At 31.8% G+C, this 22,280-nt stretch carries 16 protein-coding genes; all 16 read left to right on the top strand.

Annotation, left to right across the window (positions count from 1 at the left end; all coding sequences use genetic code 11):
• Positions 1–3: 3 nt before the first annotated feature.
• The 16 genes from OA86_RS02890 (at position 4) to OA86_RS15185 (ending at position 22,233) form a co-directional block, all read left to right on the top strand.
• Positions 4–921: a hypothetical protein gene (locus OA86_RS02890; protein WP_039348596.1), complete on the top strand. Its 918-nt coding sequence runs from the start codon at positions 4–6 to the stop codon at positions 919–921.
• 70 nt (positions 922–991) lie between these two features.
• A complete protein-coding gene (locus OA86_RS02885) occupies positions 992–1,375 on the top strand; it encodes a hypothetical protein (protein ID WP_039348594.1) in 384 nt (127 codons plus the stop codon).
• Positions 1,376–1,467: 92 nt separating this feature from the next.
• A complete protein-coding gene (locus tag OA86_RS02880; RefSeq protein ID WP_039348592.1) occupies positions 1,468–2,613 on the top strand; it encodes a hypothetical protein in 1,146 nt (381 codons plus the stop codon).
• Between the two features lie 27 nt (positions 2,614–2,640).
• Complete coding sequence (locus tag OA86_RS02875; RefSeq protein ID WP_039348589.1) at positions 2,641–4,746, top strand: ATP-dependent DNA helicase; 2,106 nt, start codon at positions 2,641–2,643, stop codon at positions 4,744–4,746.
• Positions 4,724–6,220, top strand: a complete 1,497-nt coding sequence (locus OA86_RS02870) for a DUF7017 domain-containing protein (protein ID WP_039348588.1) — start codon at positions 4,724–4,726, stop codon at positions 6,218–6,220. The genes OA86_RS02875 and OA86_RS02870 overlap by 23 nt, the downstream gene beginning before the upstream one ends.
• Before the next feature lie 197 nt (positions 6,221–6,417).
• Positions 6,418–6,780 (top strand): DUF3127 domain-containing protein, encoded by a 363-nt coding sequence (locus tag OA86_RS02865; protein ID WP_039348586.1) that lies wholly within the window; start codon positions 6,418–6,420, stop codon positions 6,778–6,780.
• A 73-nt stretch (positions 6,781–6,853) separates the two neighbouring features.
• Positions 6,854–7,786: a hypothetical protein gene (locus tag OA86_RS02860; protein WP_039348583.1), complete on the top strand. Its 933-nt coding sequence runs from the start codon at positions 6,854–6,856 to the stop codon at positions 7,784–7,786.
• A gap of 101 nt (positions 7,787–7,887) precedes the next feature.
• Complete coding sequence (locus OA86_RS02855) at positions 7,888–8,571, top strand: hypothetical protein (RefSeq protein ID WP_039348580.1); 684 nt, start codon at positions 7,888–7,890, stop codon at positions 8,569–8,571.
• Positions 8,572–8,710: 139 nt separating this feature from the next.
• Positions 8,711–9,760 carry a coiled-coil domain-containing protein gene (locus OA86_RS02850; protein ID WP_039348577.1) on the top strand — a complete coding sequence of 350 codons (1,050 nt, stop codon included), beginning with the start codon at positions 8,711–8,713 and terminating at the stop codon, positions 9,758–9,760.
• 69 nt (positions 9,761–9,829) lie between these two features.
• Positions 9,830–11,428, top strand: a complete 1,599-nt coding sequence (locus tag OA86_RS02845) for a type I restriction-modification system subunit M (protein WP_039348573.1) — start codon at positions 9,830–9,832, stop codon at positions 11,426–11,428.
• A complete protein-coding gene (locus OA86_RS15195; RefSeq protein ID WP_052257362.1) occupies positions 11,425–12,624 on the top strand; it encodes a restriction endonuclease subunit S in 1,200 nt (399 codons plus the stop codon). Before OA86_RS02845 ends, OA86_RS15195 begins: the two co-directional genes overlap by 4 nt.
• A 14-nt stretch (positions 12,625–12,638) precedes the next feature.
• Complete coding sequence (locus OA86_RS02835) at positions 12,639–13,055, top strand: hypothetical protein (protein WP_039348570.1); 417 nt, start codon at positions 12,639–12,641, stop codon at positions 13,053–13,055.
• A gap of 64 nt (positions 13,056–13,119) precedes the next feature.
• Positions 13,120–15,144, top strand: a complete 2,025-nt coding sequence (locus tag OA86_RS02830; protein ID WP_039348567.1) for a DUF262 domain-containing protein — start codon at positions 13,120–13,122, stop codon at positions 15,142–15,144.
• Complete coding sequence (locus OA86_RS15190) at positions 15,141–17,306, top strand: DUF262 domain-containing protein (RefSeq protein ID WP_052257361.1); 2,166 nt, start codon at positions 15,141–15,143, stop codon at positions 17,304–17,306. The genes OA86_RS02830 and OA86_RS15190 overlap by 4 nt, the downstream gene beginning before the upstream one ends.
• Before the next feature lie 13 nt (positions 17,307–17,319).
• Entirely contained in the window at positions 17,320–20,493 is a 3,174-nt protein-coding gene (locus OA86_RS02820) for a type I restriction endonuclease subunit R (RefSeq protein ID WP_039348563.1), read from the top strand.
• A 78-nt stretch (positions 20,494–20,571) separates the two neighbouring features.
• The gene (locus OA86_RS15185) at positions 20,572–22,233 is read left to right on the top strand and encodes an ATP-binding protein (protein ID WP_052257360.1); all 1,662 of its coding nucleotides are present in this window, start codon (positions 20,572–20,574) and stop codon (positions 22,231–22,233) included.
• The last annotated feature ends 47 nt before the right edge of the window (positions 22,234–22,280 follow it).

The raw sequence follows: 22,280 nt of genomic DNA, 5'->3' as shown, positions 1-22,280 counted from the left end.
TTTATGAATGAGAAGCGACAGAATTTGGTGAAATTATTAGGGTTTATAGATGAATTGTCTAAAGATCACGAAAATAAGTGGTTCGCCGATCAATTAAAATCTAAATACAATTTATCAAAAATTGAGAGTAAAGCTGAACAAAATATTCAGGAGATCAGAGATGCTCTGCAGATAAAGGGAAGTCCTAGCGTAAAGTATGAATTTGTTACTCACAATCGGCTTAGAGATCAGTTGATTATAGACAATTTGAGGATGGAAAATGCAGCTTTAGACTTGAAGGAAAAAGATGAATTAGAAAGGTTTTTTAATTTTTGTGTCAATGCTTTTTTTCAAATAGAGAATCTTATTAATTATTATTACCATATAAAATATCCTAACATAAATGACTTATTAATTCATCTTGAGCAAATCCCTGGTACTGTTTTTAGAAGAAATTCTAAAAGACCTGAAAAAAGTGTTGCAGATATAGTTATTGCTACAAAAATTTACTCTTTTGGAGTTAGCTTTAAAGATTCATTGAATTTTAATAGTTATACTTTAACAACATTAAATAAAATTAGAAATGAAGGCTTGCATAGATGTAAAGTAATTGAAAGGAATAGTTCACTGGATTTAAATATATTTAAATTTTTTCAAAAAGAGGATTTCAGTTCAATTCGAACTCTTCTAAAAAACCTTGTTAATAAAATTGAAGAAGAGCTGCAGATAAAAAATAACGAATTTGAATTAGCAACAATTTCTTCGATGTTTCCAAGTTCAGGCTTTTTAAGGTTGGGAAATGGAAAAACAGTAGAAATACCCAGTAAATATTTTTCAGAATGTAAGAAATTAGCTGTTGGAACTAAGTTAAGAGTTGAACTTAAAGTAGATAATGGTAAGATAAATATCATTTCCATTAGTACAAATGAATCAACTGACTAAACTAAAAAATATTCCGATGCATCTGTACTGCACTTTAAAGTTTTAAACTTGCATTATAAAAGCAAGAATTATGAGAAATTTAAAAGTTTACGATTATAATACAAGTTTGGATTTTGGCTCATATAAAGGATTTTTATTAGCTCAAATTTTAAAGAATGATACTTATATTTTATGGTGCATAGAAAATGTGGACTGGTTTTGTGTACCAGAAGAACTTTTAAATAGTTTAGAATTATTTGTTATTCAAAAAGCAATATCTGGCTATAAAGAAAATGTTGACAAAATTCAAATAATAAATTCGCAAAAATTGAGTAGGATTATCTCATTTCAGAAACAGGATGATTTTAATGAATATGAAGATAATTACTACTCTTCAAGTAATAATTGGCTTATTGATGCTGCAGGGACCGATGATCCTGAAACAATGAACGATGTTTTTTGGAATTTGGATTAAATCAATGATTCAATAATTATAAAGAATATAACTTTCAGAAATAATCTATTTTAACGTAAAATCGGATTGATTGCAAAATTTCCAAATAACTTATGAATATTTCTCAACTACTTGATCTAAAAACCTCCGACCACATAACTTATCAGGATTTACTTAATTGTGATGAATGGAAAAATAAGCGGGAAGAAATTTTGGATAGAGATAACCATCTTTGTACGATTTGTAAAACTTCAAAAACATTAGATGGAACTTTTCTTACAGGCTATTCTAAAAATATTTTATATGCAAGGCGAATGAATGGTGAATTATCTTTACCCGATTTTAGAATCCATTTAGAAGTTCATCATGAGTTTTATATAAGAAATCTTTTTCCTTGGGAATATGATGATGCCCTAATTACGGTCTGCAACGAATGTCATGCAGCCATTCACCAAGAGCGAAAAATTCCCGTTTATTTTGATCAATCTAAAACGATAGCAGTAAATGAAGATCCTTGTCAGAAATGCGGAGGATTAGGCTTTCTAGATATGTTTGCACATGTTCAAAATGGGATCTGCTTTCAGTGTCACGGAACAGGTATTCAAACATTTTGGTCTCCTAATAAGAAAGAAAAAAAATTCACTTGGCAATTCCTTTATGAATATCGCACAGCTTTTAATTATTTGTTTTCTGGTAATTACAGTTTCTCTGAAAAACAATTGATTGATTTTAAAAACTATTTGGAGTTAGGAAACGAACACTATGAAATTAATTCAGTAATAAGTAAAGAGTTGAAACTAGGCTTAATCTTTAATACAAATATTTGTTGGACAGATTATTTGGAAATACTCTTCTACAATAAACCTCAAATAATTTATACTGGTGACGGTATTGATATTTATGATTATCAAATTGATTTTGCAAAACTGCCAATTGATAAAACCGTAGAACTATTTAAAAATAAAGACTATCAAGAAAGTTTATTTATAAAATTATATGAAGCTATCGAAAGTGATACGGACTCCCAACATATAACTGTGGAATTTGAACGAAATCAAAAGTATTATAATTTGCTTAGAGAAAAGACTAATTATTCCGCAGATGAAATATTTCACATTATGTCTGGGGAGGAAAGATTGCACTATTTTAATGAAAATTTTTATAACATCGTTTTTGAGAAAATAACTAATGATATTCCTAATTTCACCATAGAGAAGTTTTATGGCCTATTTGCAAAAAGAACTGCTAACCAAACTTGATGACAATAAATATCTTAGCCAACACAAATGAAAATACTTCCGCACTTCCAAATATCTCTCAATCCTGATCAGCAAAATACTATCGAAAAATTAGAAGAATTTTTGGATAGTGGTGATCGTGTGTTCTTATTGAAGGGGTATGCAGGAACAGGGAAGACTACGTTAATTAAAGGTTTGATTGATGCATTAAAAGAAAACAAGAAGGATTTCGTTGTATGTGCTCCAACCGGAAGAGCAGCGAAAATTTTGAGGAATAAAACTGGATATGGATCTACAATTCATTCAGCTATATATGATTTTGATAATCTAGTAACAAAAAATTCTCAGAAAAAAGATGTTGCGGAGCATTCATTCGAATATTTTTTCCCGTTGCAATCAATACAAAAGGATACCATCGTCATTGTTGATGAAGCTTCAATGATTTCAAGTAAAGAATCTAAAAATGAACTGTTTAATTTTGGTACTAATGTTTTGCTTGATGATTTACTCACTTTTAGTCGTCTGCAAATGAAGGGTAATACAAATAAAATGATTATAATTGGTGATCCTGCACAATTGGCACCAGTAGGTGATAATACTTCCTGGGCTTTGGAATCGAACTTCTATGAACAAAAAGAGATACCCTTTCAAGAAGTTTTTCTTACACACGTCATGAGACAGGGCGACAATCTAATTCTAGAAAATGCAACTAGAATTAGGAATTGCATCGACAATCCGAACCAAAATATACTAGATCTTAGCTTTGATGAGGAAACATTTATTGATTTTAATAACGCAGACGTTGTTGAAAAGTATTGTGAAATTTTTCCAGCTCCAAATTTTAATTCGGGAATTATAATTAATTTTTCAAACGCACAAAACTACCACTATAACAAAGAAATTCGGAAATCATATTTTCCAGGTAAAATACATGTTGCAGTGGGCGATATCGTGCAGATAATTAGTAATAATTATCATAAATATGAGGTTAGTATTTATAACGGAGAATTTGCGAAAATTATTGAAGTTGGTGAACAGATAAGCCAATCTGCTCCAGTGTATATTGATGTGGCAGGTGAACGTGTAAGAAAGATAATAGAATTTAATTTTAGGAAAGTGGTTTTACAATTACCCGATTTCGCTGAGCCAATATCTGCATTTATTAATGAAACATTATTAGAATCAACTTCAAGGGACTTAAACGTTGATGAAATGAAAGCTGTTTATATTAACGCTGTTATGAGATTTAAAATGATTTATCCCAAAGCAGAATTAAATTCAGAATTATTTAAAAACTATTTAAAAAGTGATGATTTTTATAATGCAGTACGTGTAAAATATGGGTATTCTATTACAGGACATAAGTCACAGGGTGGCGAGTGGGAAACTATTTTTGTTGATTATTTTGGCAGGGCAAGTATGAAGAAAGATCCCTTGCGATGGTGTTATACTGCCACAACCCGAGCATCAAAAAAGTTATTTGCTATTAATTATCCAAAGTTTGGTAAGTATCAAACTCTTAATTTTTCATCCCAAAATTCGATAAGTAAAATACCGCAAGATGCTATGGAATTCTCACGAGTTCCCTGTTCCCCATTTCATAATGAAACTGATCATAAATGTAAAAGTCTATTATATTGGAATTTACTTGAGAATTGCCACGATACGGCTGTTGAAATAAGAGAAATCACTTCTTCAGATTATTTGGAAAAATACATCTTTGATGTTAGCGGGAATTTAGTTCGTGGAGAAGTAAATCATAAATTATCGGGTTATTTTTCAGACTTTAAATTTACAGAAGGAAATGAAAACGCGATCAAATTAGTTCAGGAAATTTTAAATAAACCTTCTCAAGTTTTTTTTCCTGTTAACTATCATCCATCCGAAATTTTCCTGCTTGATTTATATAAAATAGTTCAGGCTTCTTGTAATGATCTAGGAATTAGAATAACAAATGTCGTTGAGCATTTGGATAATTATTTTGTAAATTATTTCTTTGAAACTGACAGTATTTGTTCACAAATTCAGTTTTATTTTAATGGCAAGAAATTAATGACAAAAGCATTAGTCAAAGCTTTTGAAAATACAGATGATCCAAAACTTCAGCTTTTAATCCAAAAAATTTCAGAATATGCTTCGGTCACCGCAAATTAAAGAATTAAGGAAATCAGGAAAACTTCAGGAGGCGCTAACGATGGCGGCGGAGGATTTAACTAATCTTCCGGAAGATAGATTTGCCAAATCAAATATTGGTTGGGTATATTATGAATATTTAAAAAAATATGTTCAAGAAGAGAATGTTATTAAATTTTCAGAAATTCTGTATCATCTAACGGAACTAAGTTTGCCAGAAACAGATAAAATGCTGCCAGATAATATTGCATGGCAGACGGGAAAGATAATTTTTAAAGAGGTGAAAAAGCAGTACATCGATTATACGGTATTGTATAAAATTATAGAGGACTGCATGACAATGCATTTTACTAAACCATCCGATGGTTACAGTTTTCTCTTGAAAGCTTTTCATAAAGTGTTAAAACCGAATAGTCACAAATATATTGAGCTCATCAACTGGTGGAATCTTGATAACTTGCAGGAAGCAGACAAAAATAAAGATGTACTTCCCAATGGTAAAGAAGTGATGTCGGTAGCAGAACAAGTTCTAACTGCTTATTTTAAAGCGAAGGTTCCAGTAGGTAATGAGCCTATCGACAAAGAAAAAGTTTTCGAATCAGTTGCGGAATTGGATAAAGCAATTGAAGAATATCCAAAGTATCTATATCTTGTTTATTTTAAAGTAAAGATGCTACTTGCAATCAATGAAAAAGATCGGTTGTTAGAAAGTTTTCTTCCTTTTGCCCAAAAAAAATCTGGAGAGTTTTGGGTGTGGGATAATCTTTCCGAAATTCTTGAAGACGAGGAAGATAAAGTTACTTGTCTGTGTAAGGCTGTTTTATCAAGTGAGAGAACTGAAAATATGACGTCTAATGTCCACTTAAAATTAGCAAAATATTTTTTATCAATGAATATGTTTCCTGAAGCAAAGTGGGAGGTTCTAAAAATTGTTGATATAAAGAACGCTGAAAGTAGACGGATTCCCGTGGATGTACTTTTATTACAAAATCAAAGTTGGTTTACAGAAACTGAATCTGCAGAAAATAATTATAAATTTTACCAAAATCACGCTGAAAATTCAGTTGAACTTCTTTTTCCAGATAAGCAGACCGAATATATTTTTATTACCAACGTGAACGAAAATAATGGGATGATTAATTTTACAAAAGAAAACGATCAGTTAGGATTTTTTAATAAAGAACGAAACAGACTTAGGTTTCCGATCAGAGAGGGCGATATTATAAAAGTAAAATTCGATATTTTTTCTGAAAATGCTCCATCAAAGATAATTGTTGCTAAAAAAGACTCACAAGAAACCTTGCTGCAAAGAAATTTTAAGATGGTGGTGGGAGATATTCGAATCACCGATAAAGGATTTGGTTTTATTGATGATGTTTTTGTAGCACCTCATATAATATCGAAGCATAATTATGCTCACGGCCAACAAATAAACGGGAAGGCAATCAGAACCTTTAATAAAAAGAAAGAACAGTTTGGTTGGACTTTACTTTAAAGACTCTCGATTAATCACGGAAGTAATTCATTTTCAAAACAAGTTATAAAAGTAAAAGTAACCGTAAATATTGAATGTATAAAACTGTTTATATGCTCATCCAATAAAAAAATAAAGAGTGCACATCAGTTGCACTCTTTATTATTTTCTTTGTACTTTAATTAAGATCTCAATAACAACAGTTATACTTTAAAATTATGCAAATAACAGTAAAACTCGCAAATATTCTTCCAAAACAAAGCGGTACAGGTAAAAATGGAGAATGGAAAAAACAGGATTTAGTTTTTGAAACCCAAGATCAGTTTCCTAAAAAAATATGTATTTCTTTTTGGGGAGATAAATTACAAAATATTTCGCTTCGGGAATCCGAAACGTTTACAATCGATTTTGATGTAGAAAGTCGGGAGTATAATGGTAAATGGTTTACCGATTTAAAGGGATGGAAAATAGTTCAAATTAGTGACTATACTGACGATCATACAACTAATTCAAAAACTATACTAAAGGATATTGATAAAAATTCAGTATTTACTGAAGAAGAGGACGATTTTCCTTTTTAAAGGCTTTTGAAATTGATTAGGTAATGTTCTCAGCGGTAGAGGAATTTTAAATTATTGTAAATATTTAGTAAAAGTGAAAAATAAAAAAAACCTTATAATCGAAGCCTTCGAGCAATTAGATGCCAATATGCTGGACGTTTTGCTCAATGACGATCAACCTTATCAGGATGTTCCCAAAGATATGTTTGTTGACGAACTTAAGCGATATTTTAGTGAAATGAAAACTTCAAATTATTCTAAATTTGATTATAAAGCATATAAAGGCGTTTGTCAAAACTGCAGCAAAGGAAAAACTGGATATTCTTTTATAAATTCCGAAGGACACAGTTTTATGAGTTTAGTTTTCGAAGAATCAGAAAATGATTATACAGATATTTACAATTGTGGTAGCTTTTGCACTGAGGGAAAAGAAATTGAAGAGGAAATGACCGGCATCTCTTTTTATAAGGATGATGAAGTAAACTATATACCAACGGCAGAAAACATTTTGGAAGAGAAAAGATGTAATAGTGCCTTCGCTGAATTACAAAGAGAAATTACGACTGAAGGAATTCTGTCTAAACAATTTTATAATCCATGGACAGAAAAGTATGGTGATATTGATGATATCTCACGCGTTTTTACGGGAGAAATTTATCGTTATCATTTAAAAATCAAATACGAAATTAGTACTCTAAAATTTATTTCTAGAATTTTGCCATTAGAAAATCTTGCAAAATCCTATTGGCAGGAATTCATGGCTTTTCCAATTGTCAATCGGGAATTAATCCAAGATTGGTTGATAAAATGTGATAAAGATTTAGAATATTTAAAATACGGTTTTGGTGATAAAGCAAATTTCCTTGCAGGATATTTTGAAGATAGAAATTTAAAGATTGATCTTCAAGAATTTTATTTTTATCATAATGTTGCTGCAATTCTAAGCAAATATTTTGACTGGATTCCAGAAACAGATTTGCCAATTGAAACATTTGAGTCGGAAGGTGATTTCGAATTCCCATTTTAATATTTGATAAACATTCCCATTTCCAGCTACGTCACATTTTGGCGCAATCACCATTTATCTTTACTGAAAATTAAGCATTATAAACCTTAAAATCAGTAAAAATGGAAAATCAAAAAGAAACAAGACTTCGCTTATTTGCAGAAGGTGGAAGCATCAAAATTTGCAGTATTTATAAAGGAAATAACGAAGGTTTTGATTATTTTGTAGAATCATCAGATGTGGAAATGTGCGTTGAAGATATCATGAAAGAACCACCTTTAATTCACGAGTCATTTTATGGCGCATTTAATGAATTAGATAAGAGATATTGTTGGCATTTTTTACATATAGATTTTGTAGATGAAGATTTTTCCGAATATGTTGCGGACAAATTATTAGAAAAACTAAATGATCCGCTCGAAATGTGGCAAGATTTTGAAGCAGAAAATTTTGAGAAAATATTGGGAATCAAAATCGCTCAAAAGAAAATGCAAACCAAAACAGGATTTTCAGAAATTACCGTTAAAACTTTAGCCAAAGAAACCGAATACTTTTACCAAGAATTTGTAGATAGTTATGCAAATGAAATCGGGCAAAAATTCAAGTTGGAAAGTACCGTAGAAACTTGGAGTACTTTCCGTGGAGAATCTTTTCACTTTACAGGAACTTTAGAAATAGTCGGAAATACCATTATTTTAAAAAATGAAAATAAGGAAATTTGCCATATTTTGCCTGTAGAAAAATTTCAAATTGCAGCCAAACCAGAAGTTGCTTTGGAGAAAAAATGGGTTTTCGAAATTGTTTGAAAAGTAAATTGTTGAAATTAACTTTATTTTCTGTTTTATAGATTTTTTCTTCCATTCTACGTTTCACAGTAGTGTAATTTTTCTTAAATTTCAACTTCATAAAGAAACGCAATAATAATTTTCAAAATACTTCTCTTTTATGAAATACGTTTTGAATTTGCTTCAGGAAATGACTCCAGAGCAGAAAGAACCTTTAGCTAAAATACTGGGATTAAAAAATCAATCTGATTCCGAAATCATCAAGAAATTTTCCAAAATGCTTCTTCCAGTTAAAGGATTTATGCAAGAACCCATGAATTATGATCAGGTTTTAAAGTCACTATCTGAAAAGAACGGTGAAGTAATCGATTTTAGCAAAGGCAATGTTATCGCCGAAAAGGAATTGTATCTGAAATTATTTCAAAATGAATTTGAAAAGTTGAGTCAAGAAGATAAGCAGAAAATTATTGAAGAATTAGAAAAAGCGGGTTTGAACAAAGACCAAATATCATCTTTAAGTGGTATTACAGCAATAAGCATTGCACAATTATCAGGTTTTGGAATTTATATGTTGGCAAGTACAACTTTGGGAGCCATAACTTCTATGTTAGGTTTGACGCTTCCTTTTGCTGTTTATACCGGAATGTCTTCCGCAATTTCTTTTATTATTGGTCCTGTTGGTTTTTTGGTAATGGGCGTAATGATTTACCGAAGTTTCCGTCATGTTAAAAGTTGGGAAGAAGTACAAGAAATACTTAACGAGAGTTGGAAAGAAGTAGTTACTTTATTTAGTGGAGATTATGATCGTGCAACGCAATGTTTCAAATATTTGGCTGCTTCCAGAATTGTTCTTGAGCAGAATTTTAATAAAGAAAAAGAAGGTAACGATGAAGAAATACAAAGTATTAATCGAAGAACAGTAGAAATTCAAGACAAGATTGAAACTCAAAAATTAGAGATAAAAAATATTCAAAATGCTGTTGGGCAAAAAAAAGATCTCATTTATCGGATAGAAAATGAAATTAGGGAAAGGCATAATGAAATTGCACGTGTCAATTCCGAAATTTACTCAATCAAAGAGAAAATTGGAGATTACGAAATTAAAAAGTCAGAATTGAATATGGAAAAGCAACAAGGAGAAGCAGAATTACTTGCCATTCAACAAAATTCTAAAACCTTACAAGAAAGAATTAAAAATATTACTCAATAGCAGCCAACAAAATTGGCTTTAGATATTAAAGTATTTAAATCGGTAAATACAGCGACAATTAAAAATCAAATGACTCAAGACACCATAAAAAAACTCGAAATAGAACTTTGGGAAGCAGCAGACGAACTGCGTGCGAATTCTAAACTCACGGCTTCCGAATACAAAGATCCTTTGCTGGGTTTAATCCTACTGCGATTTGCAGAAAATAAATACGAAGAAGCTAAAGAGAATCTGGCGAAAACTTTGCCCATTAATCCACGAACCAAACAAAGACGGGAAGCAACCAAAGAAGATTTTGCTGCCGCAGGTTCTATGCAATTACCCGAAAAAGCACAATACAGTTATTTGGCTTCTCTGCCGGAAAGCGAAGATTTGGCAGAAGCGGTGAACACAGCAATGAAACTTATCGAAGCCGAGTATGAAGAATTAGCGGGAATTTTACCCAAGAATTATCAGGACTTAACACCGGAAGATGATTCCGATAATAATCTGTTGGCGAATCTGATTCGGATTTTTAATTCCGATTCGGTACGTAATGCTAAAGGTGATGTTTTTGGTAGGGTTTATGAATATTTCCTGATGAAACTTTCCATGATGGGAGCGGGTGCGCAGGAAGGTGGTGAGTTTTTTACGCCGCCCTCTTTGGTGCAACTCATTGTAAATTTTATTCAACCCAATCACGGGATTATTCACGATCCTGCTTGTGGGTCGGGTGGAATGTTTGTGCAAACAGCGCATTTCATCAAAGACACCGAAAACAAAAGTGTCAACCAAGCCATCACGGTTTATGGAACCGAATATAAATCAAATACCACACGTTTGGCAAAGATGAACTTAGCCATTCATGGGATTGAGGGGAAAATCGCCAACAACAATTCTTTTTATTCAGATCCGCATGAGCTGTTTGGCAAATGTGATTTCGTGATGGCGAATCCGCCCTTTAATGTGGATAAAGTAGATGCGAAAAACAAATTTCTGGCAGAAGATCAGCGTTTGCCTTTTGGTGCGCCACTGACTGGGAAAGGAACGATCGGAAATGGAAATTATCTGTGGATTCAGTATTTTATGTCTTACCTGAATCCTACAGGAAGAGCCGGTTTTGTAATGGCATCTTCGGCCACAGATGCTGGAAATGCGGAGAAACGAATTCGGGAAGAACTGGTGAAATCGGGCAATGTAGATTGTATTGTTTCCATAAGCAACAACTTTTTCTATACGCGGTCTTTGCCGTGTCATTTGTGGTTTTTTGATAAAGGAAAATCTAAAAGCAACCGCGATAAAATTCTAATGATTGATGCCCGAAACGTTTACCGAAAAGTAAGCACGACCATTAATGATTTCTCGGAAGAACAGATGGAAGGTTTAACCGCAATTATGGCAATGCACCGCGGCGAACAACCTAAAGTTGCCAATGACAATGCTTGGTTCAACGAACATTTCCCCGACGGAAAATATCAGGATATTGAAGGTTTGTGCAAAGTGGTGACTTTGGAAGAAGTAGCCGAACAGGATTACAGTTTGACGCCGGGACGGTATGTAGGTGTGAATATCGATATTGATATGGATTTTGATTACAAAAGCCGCATGGAAATTTTGCATAATGAATTGGCAGATTTGAATGCCGAAGCGAATGATTTGATGAACCAAATTCAATCTTTTAAATTATGAGAGAGGGTTGGAAAGAAGAAAAAATTGGAAATTATGTAAAGCTACAGCAAGGTTTTGCATTAAATAAAAAGAGTGATCACTACATTTCTGAAAAACCTACAGCATTTCCATTGCTGAAGATTTCTGATTTGATAAATGGAACAAAAACTTTATTTGTTAAAGAAACTATACCTAAACAGTTTCTTTTTTTTGAGGATGAACTTATTTATAGCAGAACTGGACAAGTTGGTTTAATTTTTAAAAATAAAAAAGGTGTAGTTTATAATAATTGCTTTAAGATTAAACCAACGGTAGATTTAGATTCTAATTTTTTGTTTTACTTTTTAAAGCAGCAATATGTAATTAATTATGCACAAACATTAGCAACAGGAACTGCACAACCAGACTTAAATCATAGTGCTTTTAAAAGTATTAAAATTTTATTTCCGGAAAAGTTAGAAACCCAGCGCAAGATTGCTTCTATTTTATCGGGTTATGATGATTTGATAGAGAACAACTTGAAGCGCATTAAAATTTTGGAAGAAATGGCACAACAAACCTATGAAGAATGGTTTGTGCGCATGCGTTTTCCGGGTTTTGAAACTGCGGTGTTGAATGAGGAGACGGGTTTGCCGGAAGGTTGGGAGAAAGTGAAGTTGGGAGATAAAATTGAAGTCGGACGAGGAAGTTCGCCACGTCCAATTGCCGACAAGAAATATTTTGAAGGTGGGACAATTCCTTGGTTGAAAATTGCAGATGCCACTGCTTCAAAAATCTATATCTATAAAACCAAAGAATATGTAAACGATTACGGTGCATCGTTCAGTAGAAAATTGCCCGTAGGTTCATTAATATTGGCAGCAAGCGGTACATTGGGGTTTCCAATGTTTTTAGGAGTTGAAGCATGTATTCATGATGGGTGGATCTATTTCAAAGGTATTAAAGAAGAATTGAAAGAATATTTCTATTTCAGTTTTATAGGATTAAAACAGTATTTTGATGGAATCGCTTACGGTGCAGCAATCCAAAATATTAATACTACAATATTAAGAGAATCGCCATTAATTATTCCTGATTTTAAAACATTACAAAATTTTAAAATAATTGCTTCAAGCGCATTAGAAACTATCGTAAATCTACAGCAACAAAACCAACGTTTACGGGAGTCGCGGGATCTTTTGTTGCCACGGTTGATGATGGGGATGATTGAAGTTTAATAAAACGATAATGTATGTTTGATGAATTAGAAAAATACAAAGAAAATGGTCATTTCTTTTTTCAAAAAGGAGATAACCTAAAAAACGTTAGCAAAAATGTTCCTGATAAACCGGGTGTTTATTATTTTTTACGTTTGCGAAAAGGAAAGATAGATTTGGTGTATATCGGAAAATCTGGAACGATGATGCAAAATGGGCTGTTTAGAAATCAATTGCTTAAAAATCGTTTGAATAATAAGCAAGGGGGAATGAAACGGCAATTTTTTTTAGATTTAAAATTAGCTGATGAAGAAATAGATGCAGTTGATATTTATTGGTTTGTAACTCACAATGAACAGCATCACGATTTACCCGCATTTGTAGAAGGGATATTACTACAACGTTATTTTGAAATGTATGGAGAATTGCCTGAATGGAATAGCGGATTTTAAGAAACAAACAATCATTTTATCTAATTGAATTTTAAGGAAAATAAAAAAATAAACTATAATAATTATGAATGAAACTGGTGTTAATGAACTTGAATTGATAGCCATTCCAGATTTAATGGAACGAAATTTTTTCATTCCAGATTATCAAAGAGGTTATCGGTGGGAAGAAATACATATTTTCCAATTACTTTCTGATATTTGGGATTTTACTAATAAAAATAGTGGAGATTTCTACTGTTTACAACCTATTGTAGTAAAAGAATTGGACCCGACAATTGTTGAAAAAAACAAATTAGAATCTTCATTTGATAACAACAGATGGTTTGAGGTAATAGACGGTCAACAAAGATTGACTACAATAAGGCTTATTATTCAAATGAATAATATTATAACACCTATTTCTAAAATTAAAAATTGTTATAATTTGTTTTATGAAACACGCTCTGAACTAAAGGATGTTTTTGAAAAATTAAGTATTACGTCAGAAGATGATAGCTTAAATGTAGTGGTTGATAAAACTAGTATCGACTCTTTTTATTTAACATCTGGCTTGAAGCATATTGTAGATTGGTTTAATCTACCTGGGAAAGATTATGAAAAAAGAGCAACTATGCAACAGTTTCCAAGCTTCTTTTCCGTGTTTTTTGGTCAAAAATCAAAACCAGAATCCCAAAGACAAGGTAAATCTACACAAGTAATTTGGTATGAGGTTAATCAAACTGAAAAAGACAGTTCATTAGATTCTAAAAAATTATTTAACAGATTGAATGATTCCAAAATCCCGTTGACTAATTCTGAATTGATAAAAGCATTATTTCTTTCAGAAGACAGTAAATTCAAATTAGATTATCTACCAAGCAATAGTGCGGATGAAGATTTACAAAATCTTGCATTAAAAATAGATAAAGCCAAAAAACAAAATCATATTTCCAAAAAATGGGATATGATTGAACATTCTTTGGGAAGTCCAAGATTTTGGAATTTTGTAACCAATAATGACATAACAAAATACAGTTCAAAAATTGAATTGTTGTTTGATTTAGTTTCCAAAAAGCATATTAAAAATGAAAAATTTAGTGATTTAAATAAAAATGACAATTTATATACTTTTTTATATTTTGACCGAAAAATAAGAAAAGGCAGTGATTTGTGGGAGATTTGGATGCAAATAGAACTGTATTATGAAACCATCTGCTACTGGTTTGAAGATAGAGATCTTTACCACAAAATTGGATATCTTGTGTGTATCATGGGAGATAGTATTTTAATAGATTTATTAGCAAAAGCATCAACACAGAATAAAGATGAATTTTTAAAATATTTAAAAAGTGCAATTACAAAAAGTGTAAGTTTCGATTTAGCGACTATAGATTATAAACAAAATTACGAAGAAATACAGCGTATTCTCATCTTATATAATGTAGAAACGGTTCGCAGATTAGAAAGTTTAGATTTTTATCCTTTCCATCTTCATAAAGAAATGAAATGGACTTTGGAACATATTCATGCCCAGAATTCTGACAATTTAAATAAAGATGAAAAAAAATCTTGGTACAATTGGATTGATGAGCATATTCCTGTTTTATCACATTTTATAACAATTGACACCATTTCAGATACAAATAAATCTGAACTTCAACTAATATTAAAAAGTTTAGTAACACAGCGAGAAAGTTCCAAATTAGATTTCTCAACATTTTTAAATGAATTTAATAGAGTTATTAAATTTTTAAATTTAATAGATACATCAAGCGGTTCAAAAAATAAAGTTCATCTGCTTTCAAATATGGCATTACTTGGTGGTTTAGAGAATACGATTTTAAGTAATTCTATTTTTGAAGTAAAAAGAAAAGAAATTCTTAGAATGGATGCAGATGGGAAATATATTCCACTTTGTACAAAAAATCTATTCTTAAAATACCATAATGTAAAAGATGAAAATTTTCTTAATCAACAATTATATTTTTGGAGCGAAAATGATCGAAAGAATTATTTGACGCATATAAATCTAATTTTAAGCGAATATCTTGAAATAGAAAACCTCTCGCCAATAACAGAAAGCCTAAAACCAGAATTACTAGAAGAATGAAAAATAGAAAATACACTTTTTGGTCACTACTGCAAAGAGGTAGGATCGTTATACCGCAAATTCAACGAGATTATGCTTATGGAAGAGATACAGAAAAAGCAAACAACGTTAGGAAAGATTTGCTAAATGCCATGTTTGATGCTCTTAAAAATGATATTTATAACATAGAAGAAACTCTTGTGTTAGATTTCGTTTATGGAAGTATTTTAAAGGATAAAAGTATGACGCCCATTGATGGGCAACAAAGATTAACGACTTTATTTTTACTGCATCTTTATGCATCTATAGAAAATGGAATTGTAAAAAATAAAGAATTATTGCAGTTTTCGTACGAGACAAGACATTCTGCAAATGAATTTTGTAAATCTTTGATTAATGATTTTATTTATGATTTAGATTCAAATAAAACTATTTCAATTCAAATTCAAAATCAAGCAAAATTTTTGAATTCTTACCATGACGATCCTACAATACAATCAATGTTGGTTGTTTTAGATGATGTTCATAAAAAGTTTTATAATGTTGAAAAATTATGGGAAAAACTTACTACTCAGGAAAGAATAATATTTTATTATTTAGATCTTGAAAAATTTGGACTTACTGATGATTTATATATAAAAATGAATTCCAGAGGAAAAAGTCTTACAAGATATGAGATTTTTAAATCTTCTTTTGAAAAGTATCTTGAAGAAAAATTTCCAACTTACAAAGAAGAAATATCTAATAAGTTAGATGTTCAATGGACTAATATGCTTTGGAAAGAAGAATGTAAAATTGATTCTGGTTTTTTAAATCTATTTAAAAACATTTTCACACTTAGATATTATCTACAAAATTCTGAGGCAAAAAAAATCGAGGATGCAGATCGATGTTTTCGTGAAATGATTGCTTCAAAAGAAGATTTAGAGTTTTTCATTAAATTCTTAGACGCCTTTTATTTGTTGTATAATAAGGATGAAAAAGGTATATCGGAATATTATAGTCGATTTTTTTATCATTCGAATAATGGATTAGGTAAAAACAATTTAATTAGGGTTTTTTGGCAAGGTGATGACAATCTTTTTATTAAAGCAACTTCTTCCACTTTACGATATGCTGAATTAATCATGTTTTATGCATTAAATCTTTCACTGCAAAATGACCTTGAAGAAAATATTTTATTCTTTAGATTTAGACAATTGCGAAACCTGATTTCAAACAGTAATTTTGAAATGAGACCAGAAAATATGAATAGATTTTTATTACAAGTAAATGATCTTATTCTATTTGGAAAAATTCCAACGGACACGTTTAATCAAAATCAAATTGATGAAGAAAATTTAGTAGAAAAGTTTAGCGATGTAGAAAACAAACTTTTGGTTTTTGAGAATCATGATATTTTACGTGGTTCATTGTCGCTATTTGTTAATAATATAGTGGATTTCAGTATAATATTGGAGAAATTCGTAGATATTTTTGATGATAATTATAAAGCAAATACACCTTTAATAAGAAAAGCATTACTTTCTACCGGTGATTATTCCAATCGCGATAAAGATGAACGCAAAAGATTTTTAATTCACAAGAGTGATGCTTGGCGAGATTTCTTTACAACTAATCAAAGAAGATTTGAACAGGAAGAAATAATTAAAACTTTAGATAAAATAAATATTGGTACAGATGTAAAACAATCATTAGAAAACAGTTCAATTGATTATCTAAAAGCTTCTAAAAAAGACTGGAAATATTATTTTATTAAATATGATAATCAAGCACATGATGCTGAAACTCAAGGTTACTATTATTGGAAAAATCGCGATGTAAATCCATTAGAGGTAATTATGTTAAATAGTAGTATGGAATCTTCTACCAATCTAGAATGGAATATTTTTAATTGGATATTGTTTGACAATAATAGGGAAATAATTTATTTGGATTATCATGGTGCTTCTAAAATGCTTTTGCTGAAGGCAGGATTAACAATGGATGCAAAGCAAGAAGGTTTTAAAATAGAAATAACAAATGAGCAAACTAACTTATTTGATAATTTATTACAAGAAAATTTAGTAAATGAAGAAGGTTTTTATAAGATTGAACCTGATGAAGATTTTATTGAAAAAGGTCAATTATTAATTGATAAAATTGAATTAATTTTACAAGAAATAGCAGTTTTAGATTTATAATTAATATAATTTTATGTCCTACGAATACTCAGAAGACGCACTCATAGAACAAGCCACCGAAGACGTTCTGAAAGAACTCGGTTGGAAGGTGGTTACTGCTTGGCAAAATGAAAGTTTTGGCGAACAGGGATTGTTGGGTCGTGATAACAAAACTGAAGTTATTTTAGAAAGGTCTGTCTTGGCGGCTTTGAAAAGATTGAATCCTAATTTACCGGAACTGGCTTATTCCAGAGCGATTGACAAACTGGAGCAGCGGGAGGCGGATAAAACAATATCCCAACAAAACAAAGCCAAATACCAATTGCTGAAAAATGGCATCGAAGTTTCGTTTGTAAATGCAGCAGGGAAATCTGAAAAGAAAACCTTGAAGATTTTTGATTATAAAGACTATCGCAACAATGATTTTCTAGCCGTAAGGCAATTGGAAGTCAGCGGTGAACTGCATAACCGACGTCCTGATGTTATTGGTTTTGTCAATGGCATTCCTTTGGTTTTCTTTGAACTGAAATCGCATGCTGTCGATTTGCGTTCGGCGTATGATGATAATTTTAAAGATTACAAAGACACCATTCCGCATTTGTTTTACCACAATGCCTTTGTAATTTTAAGTAATGGGACGGATGCGAAAGTTGGAACCATAACCAGTCCGTATAAATATTTTCTGGACTGGAAAAGAATTACCGAAGATGCGGAAGGATTGGTGAGTTTAGATACCATGTTGCGTGGAACTTGTTCCCCGGAAAATCTGATGGACATTTTTGAGAACTTTTTGTTATTTGATGAAAGCAACGGAAACATTGTAAAGTTAATGGCGAAAAATCACCAGTTTATCGGTGTGAATAAAGTTTTAGAAAATGTTACTAACATTGAAGATCTTGAAGGGAAGTTAGGTGTTTATTGGCATACCCAAGGTTCGGGAAAAACCTATTCCATGGTTTTTATGTGTGAAAAGATTCATCGGAAGTTTGGCGGTTCTTATACTTTTTTAATAGTCGTTGATCGAACTGAACTGGAGAACCAAGCCTACGATACTTTTTCAGGAGTTGGAGTAGTAAACAATAAAAATGTCATTGCCGGCAAAAAGAAAGGAATTACAGGACGCGATCATCTGCGGGAATTGTTGAGTGAAAATCACCGTTATGTATTTTCTTTAATCCATAAATTTTCGATTGATCCAAATCTGGAGACAGAATATCCGCTCATTACCGACCGAAAAAACATTATCGTTATTTCTGATGAAGCACACAGAACGCAAGGTGGAAAATATGCTAGAAATATGCGTTTCTTCGGCTTGCCAAATGCGTCTTATTTAGGATTTACAGGAACACCGATTATCAAAGATGAAGAAGAAGTCACCAAAAATATATTTGGAGAATATGTTTCGGTTTATGATTTTAAAAGAGCCATTGAAGATGAAGCAACATTACCTTTAAAATACCTTAATCGTGGCGAACGTTTGAATATTGAAAATCCTGCCTTAGATGAACAGATGGCGGAGATTTTAGAAGAAGAAAATCTGGACGAAGATCAAAAGAAAAAACTGGCGTATTTGTTCAGTAAAGAATATCCAATCTTAACGGCTGAATCACGTTTGCGTGCGATTGCCAAAGATTTAGTTTGGCATTTCAATGAAAGAGGTTATCAGGGAAAAGCAATGTTGGTTGCTTTAGATAAACCTACGGCTGTTCGGATGTACGATTTTGTAATGGAATATTGGCCAGAATATTTGGCTGAATTAAAACAAAGAATTGACCAATCAAACGACAGTCAGGAAGTACAGGAATTAAACAGAAAGTATGAGTTAGTTGCTACCACAGAAGTTTGCGTGGTCATTAGTTCAGAGCAAAATGAAATTGATAAGTTCAAGAAAATGAATTTGGAGATCGAACCACATCGCCGAAGAATGGTGGAGCGCAATCTGGAAAAAGAATTTAAAGATGAAGACAATCCTTTCCGATTAGCCATCGTTTGTGCCATGTGGATTACCGGATTTGATGCGCCTTGCGTTTCTACCGTTTATCTGGATAAACCGATTAAAGGACATACTTTGATGCAAACTATTGCTCGTGCCAATCGAGTTTACGATGACGAAAAAGAAAACGGTTTAATCGTTGATTATGGAAATGTCTATCAACAATTAGAAAAGGCTTATGCCATCTACGGAGAAGGACAGAAAGGAAAAGGAAGTGAAGACGGAAAGAAAGACACCAAACCTTTTGAGCAGTTAAAAGCAATAGCTGCAGAGATTCAGCAAGCAATTAATGAGGTTGTGGAAATGTTGAAGGAAGAAGATTTTGATCTGATGACTTTAATAGAGTCAACAGCGATGGGGAAAATTGCAGCGGTGAACAATGGAGCTAATGCAGTTTGCAGAAATGAGGAATCAAGAGCGAAATTTGAAATCGCAGCACGCAATGTTTTTAGAAAATATAAAGCCTTATTTCCAGAAAAGGAAGCCAAGAAATTCACCAAGCAATACAACGCAATTGATGCGATTTACAATAAACTGAACCAGAAAACAAAAAGTGCCGATGTCACGGAGATTATTTTGCGTTTGCAAAGTGTTGTAAATGATTCCATAATTATAGATACAGTTTCTGAACCCGTAAACGTTGCCATTGATTTATCAAATTTGGATGCTGATGCTTTGCGCAAAGCTTTTGAGAAAGTTCAGCGTAAAAATGAATTGGTTTACGATCTGAATAAAGCAGTAGAGCAGAAATTAGAACAAATGCTCAAGGAGAATCCTTTGCGAATGGAATTTTATGATCGCTATAAAGAAATTGTTGAAGAATATAACAATGGAAAATCTGAAGCGGAATTAAAACGAAGTTTTACGAAATTAACAGATTTTGTCCAAACACTTTCAACAGAAGAAAAGAGAGCGTTTCAAGAAAATTTAGATGAACCGACTTTGTCGATTTTCGATTTGCTGATTCAAAATAAAGAATTGACTCAAACTGAAAGAGAACAGGTTAAAAAAGTGGCAAAAGATACTTTAGAAAAACTGCAAACCGAAAAATTAAATATTCTAAACTGGAAAGAAAGTCGGGAAATGAAAGCCGGGATTAAAACTACAATATACGATCAATTGCTTTGGCTACCAGAGGAGAAATATACAGATGAAGAAGTGAGTTTGAAAAGTTTGGCTGTTTATCAGCATGTTTATAGTTATGCACAATTTTAAAACTTCTATTTTAATCTAACTTAACCGCCATATTTCGGCGTAGTGACTTACCATCTTTGTAAAAATAAATTACAAAGCATGGAAACAAAAATCACTTTCAACGTTTTAGAATGTATCGAAACCATTCACAAATTTTCTAAATATTCTCATCTTCGTGAACCTCTTTTTGAGTCGATTGAAAAAGAATTGGCATCGCTTTGTCCGTATTTACAACTGAATAAAATAGAAGTTGTTTTATTTGCAAATGCTTTTGTTTCGTGGTTTGAGGAAGCTTCCTTTACAAAAGTATTTCAGTATTTCGGAATGACCAGTTTTCAAGTGCTCAAATATCGAGAAGCCATTGAAGTTTTGTACCAACGAAATCTTTTGATGAATAAAGAAAGCCGGAAAAGACAAATTTCCACCTATGAATTGTCGCAATCCGTGATCAACACGATTTCCAAAAATGAACCATTAAAAATCTTTCAGAATAAAAATTGTACTAAAGAGAAAAATTTTGTGGATTTGCTCGAAGAATTTGATGGAATGAGCGATCAGTTGGATGCAAATATGATTCATCAATATGATTTTACGGATTATATAGAAACGCTTTGCGAAGAAAATTTGCACATGCCGATCTTTCGGGAAATCAAAAATTACAAACTCGACCTTTTCGAAACCTTCTTTTTTTTAGATGCAATTTGGGACACCATCAGTTGTGGTGATAACGATTTCAATACCAATATTCAATCCACGGTTAACGATTATTTTAAACAAAAAAGCCAAGCTTTATATAATATTAAAAAATTGGTTAATAAAGAAACGAAATTGAGCAAGTTGGGTTTAATTGAAATCTCCAATCAAAGCTTCGCCAATAAACCACACGCAAAACTCACCCAAAAAGTTATCACTTTTCTACGCGATCACCAAGATTTATTAATAGATGACGTTTCAAATGAAAATTCAAAATTGATTCTGGCTAAAAATATTCAACAGAAAAAACTCTTTTTTAATGAAGATGAAAGTACGCAATTAGATCAAATTTCCGCTATTTTGGAAGATCAGAAGTTTAAAGAAATGCAAAATAGATTAAAAGAAAAAGCAATGGCAATTGGGATTACCGCCATTCTTCACGGCGTTCCTGGAACTGGTAAAACAGAAAGTGTATTTCAATTGGCAAAAAATTCTGGACGAAATATTTTTAAAGTAGATATTTCCGAAACCAAAAGCATGTGGTTTGGCGAAAGTCAGAAATTAGTGAAAAAGATTTTCACGCAATATGAAGACATGAAAAAAACAGAAAAATTGTGTCCCATTTTGCTCTTCAATGAAGCAGATGCAATTATTGGCAAACGAAAATCTGCTGGAAGTAGCAATGTTGCAGATACCGAAAATGCGATTCAAAATATCATTTTAGAAGAAATGGAAAATTTTGAAGGTATTCTTTTCGCCACCACAAATCTTGTAGAAAATATGGATACCGCTTTTGAACGGCGGTTTTTATTTAAAGTAAAATTTGAGCAACCATCGACAGAAAATTCGGCAAAAATCTGGCGTGAAAGACTATCGCAACTATCAAAAAAAGAAAGTGAAACATTAGCAGAATGTTTTAATTTTTCTGGTGGCGAAATGGAAAATATTGCTCGAAAATGTGCGATGCAAGAAATTCTATCGGGTGAAAAACTTCATTTTGAAGAAATTAAAAACCTCTGTAAAAATGAAAAATGGAGTGGGGAAGTAAGAGGTAAAATTGGATTCTAAAAAACAAATGATGAAATCGCTATCAGCAAATTTGTAAGAAAAAACCT

Source organism: Kaistella jeonii (genome assembly GCF_000812865.1).
GTDB lineage: Bacteria > Bacteroidota > Bacteroidia > Flavobacteriales > Weeksellaceae > Kaistella > Kaistella jeonii.
This window is presented reverse-complemented; position numbering and strand designations above follow the sequence as displayed.

Excerpts from the sequence above, each read along its gene's own strand:
- OA86_RS02890 (WP_039348596.1), top strand. The coding sequence starts at position 4 with ATGAATGAGAAGCGACAGAATTTGGTGAAATTATTAGGGTTTATAGAT.
- OA86_RS02885 (WP_039348594.1), top strand. The coding sequence starts at position 992 with ATGAGAAATTTAAAAGTTTACGATTATAATACAAGTTTGGATTTTGGC.
- OA86_RS02880 (WP_039348592.1), top strand. The coding sequence starts at position 1,468 with ATGAATATTTCTCAACTACTTGATCTAAAAACCTCCGACCACATAACT.
- OA86_RS02875 (WP_039348589.1), top strand. The coding sequence starts at position 2,641 with ATGAAAATACTTCCGCACTTCCAAATATCTCTCAATCCTGATCAGCAA.
- OA86_RS02870 (WP_039348588.1), top strand. The coding sequence starts at position 4,724 with ATGCTTCGGTCACCGCAAATTAAAGAATTAAGGAAATCAGGAAAACTT.
- OA86_RS02865 (WP_039348586.1), top strand. The coding sequence starts at position 6,418 with ATGCAAATAACAGTAAAACTCGCAAATATTCTTCCAAAACAAAGCGGT.
- OA86_RS02855 (WP_039348580.1), top strand. The coding sequence starts at position 7,888 with ATGGAAAATCAAAAAGAAACAAGACTTCGCTTATTTGCAGAAGGTGGA.
- OA86_RS02850 (WP_039348577.1), top strand. The coding sequence starts at position 8,711 with ATGAAATACGTTTTGAATTTGCTTCAGGAAATGACTCCAGAGCAGAAA.
- OA86_RS02845 (WP_039348573.1), top strand. The coding sequence starts at position 9,830 with ATGACTCAAGACACCATAAAAAAACTCGAAATAGAACTTTGGGAAGCA.
- OA86_RS15195 (WP_052257362.1), top strand. The coding sequence starts at position 11,425 with ATGAGAGAGGGTTGGAAAGAAGAAAAAATTGGAAATTATGTAAAGCTA.
- OA86_RS02835 (WP_039348570.1), top strand. The coding sequence starts at position 12,639 with ATGTTTGATGAATTAGAAAAATACAAAGAAAATGGTCATTTCTTTTTT.
- OA86_RS02830 (WP_039348567.1), top strand. The coding sequence starts at position 13,120 with ATGAATGAAACTGGTGTTAATGAACTTGAATTGATAGCCATTCCAGAT.
- OA86_RS15190 (WP_052257361.1), top strand. The coding sequence starts at position 15,141 with ATGAAAAATAGAAAATACACTTTTTGGTCACTACTGCAAAGAGGTAGG.
- OA86_RS02820 (WP_039348563.1), top strand. The coding sequence starts at position 17,320 with ATGTCCTACGAATACTCAGAAGACGCACTCATAGAACAAGCCACCGAA.
- OA86_RS15185 (WP_052257360.1), top strand. The coding sequence starts at position 20,572 with ATGGAAACAAAAATCACTTTCAACGTTTTAGAATGTATCGAAACCATT.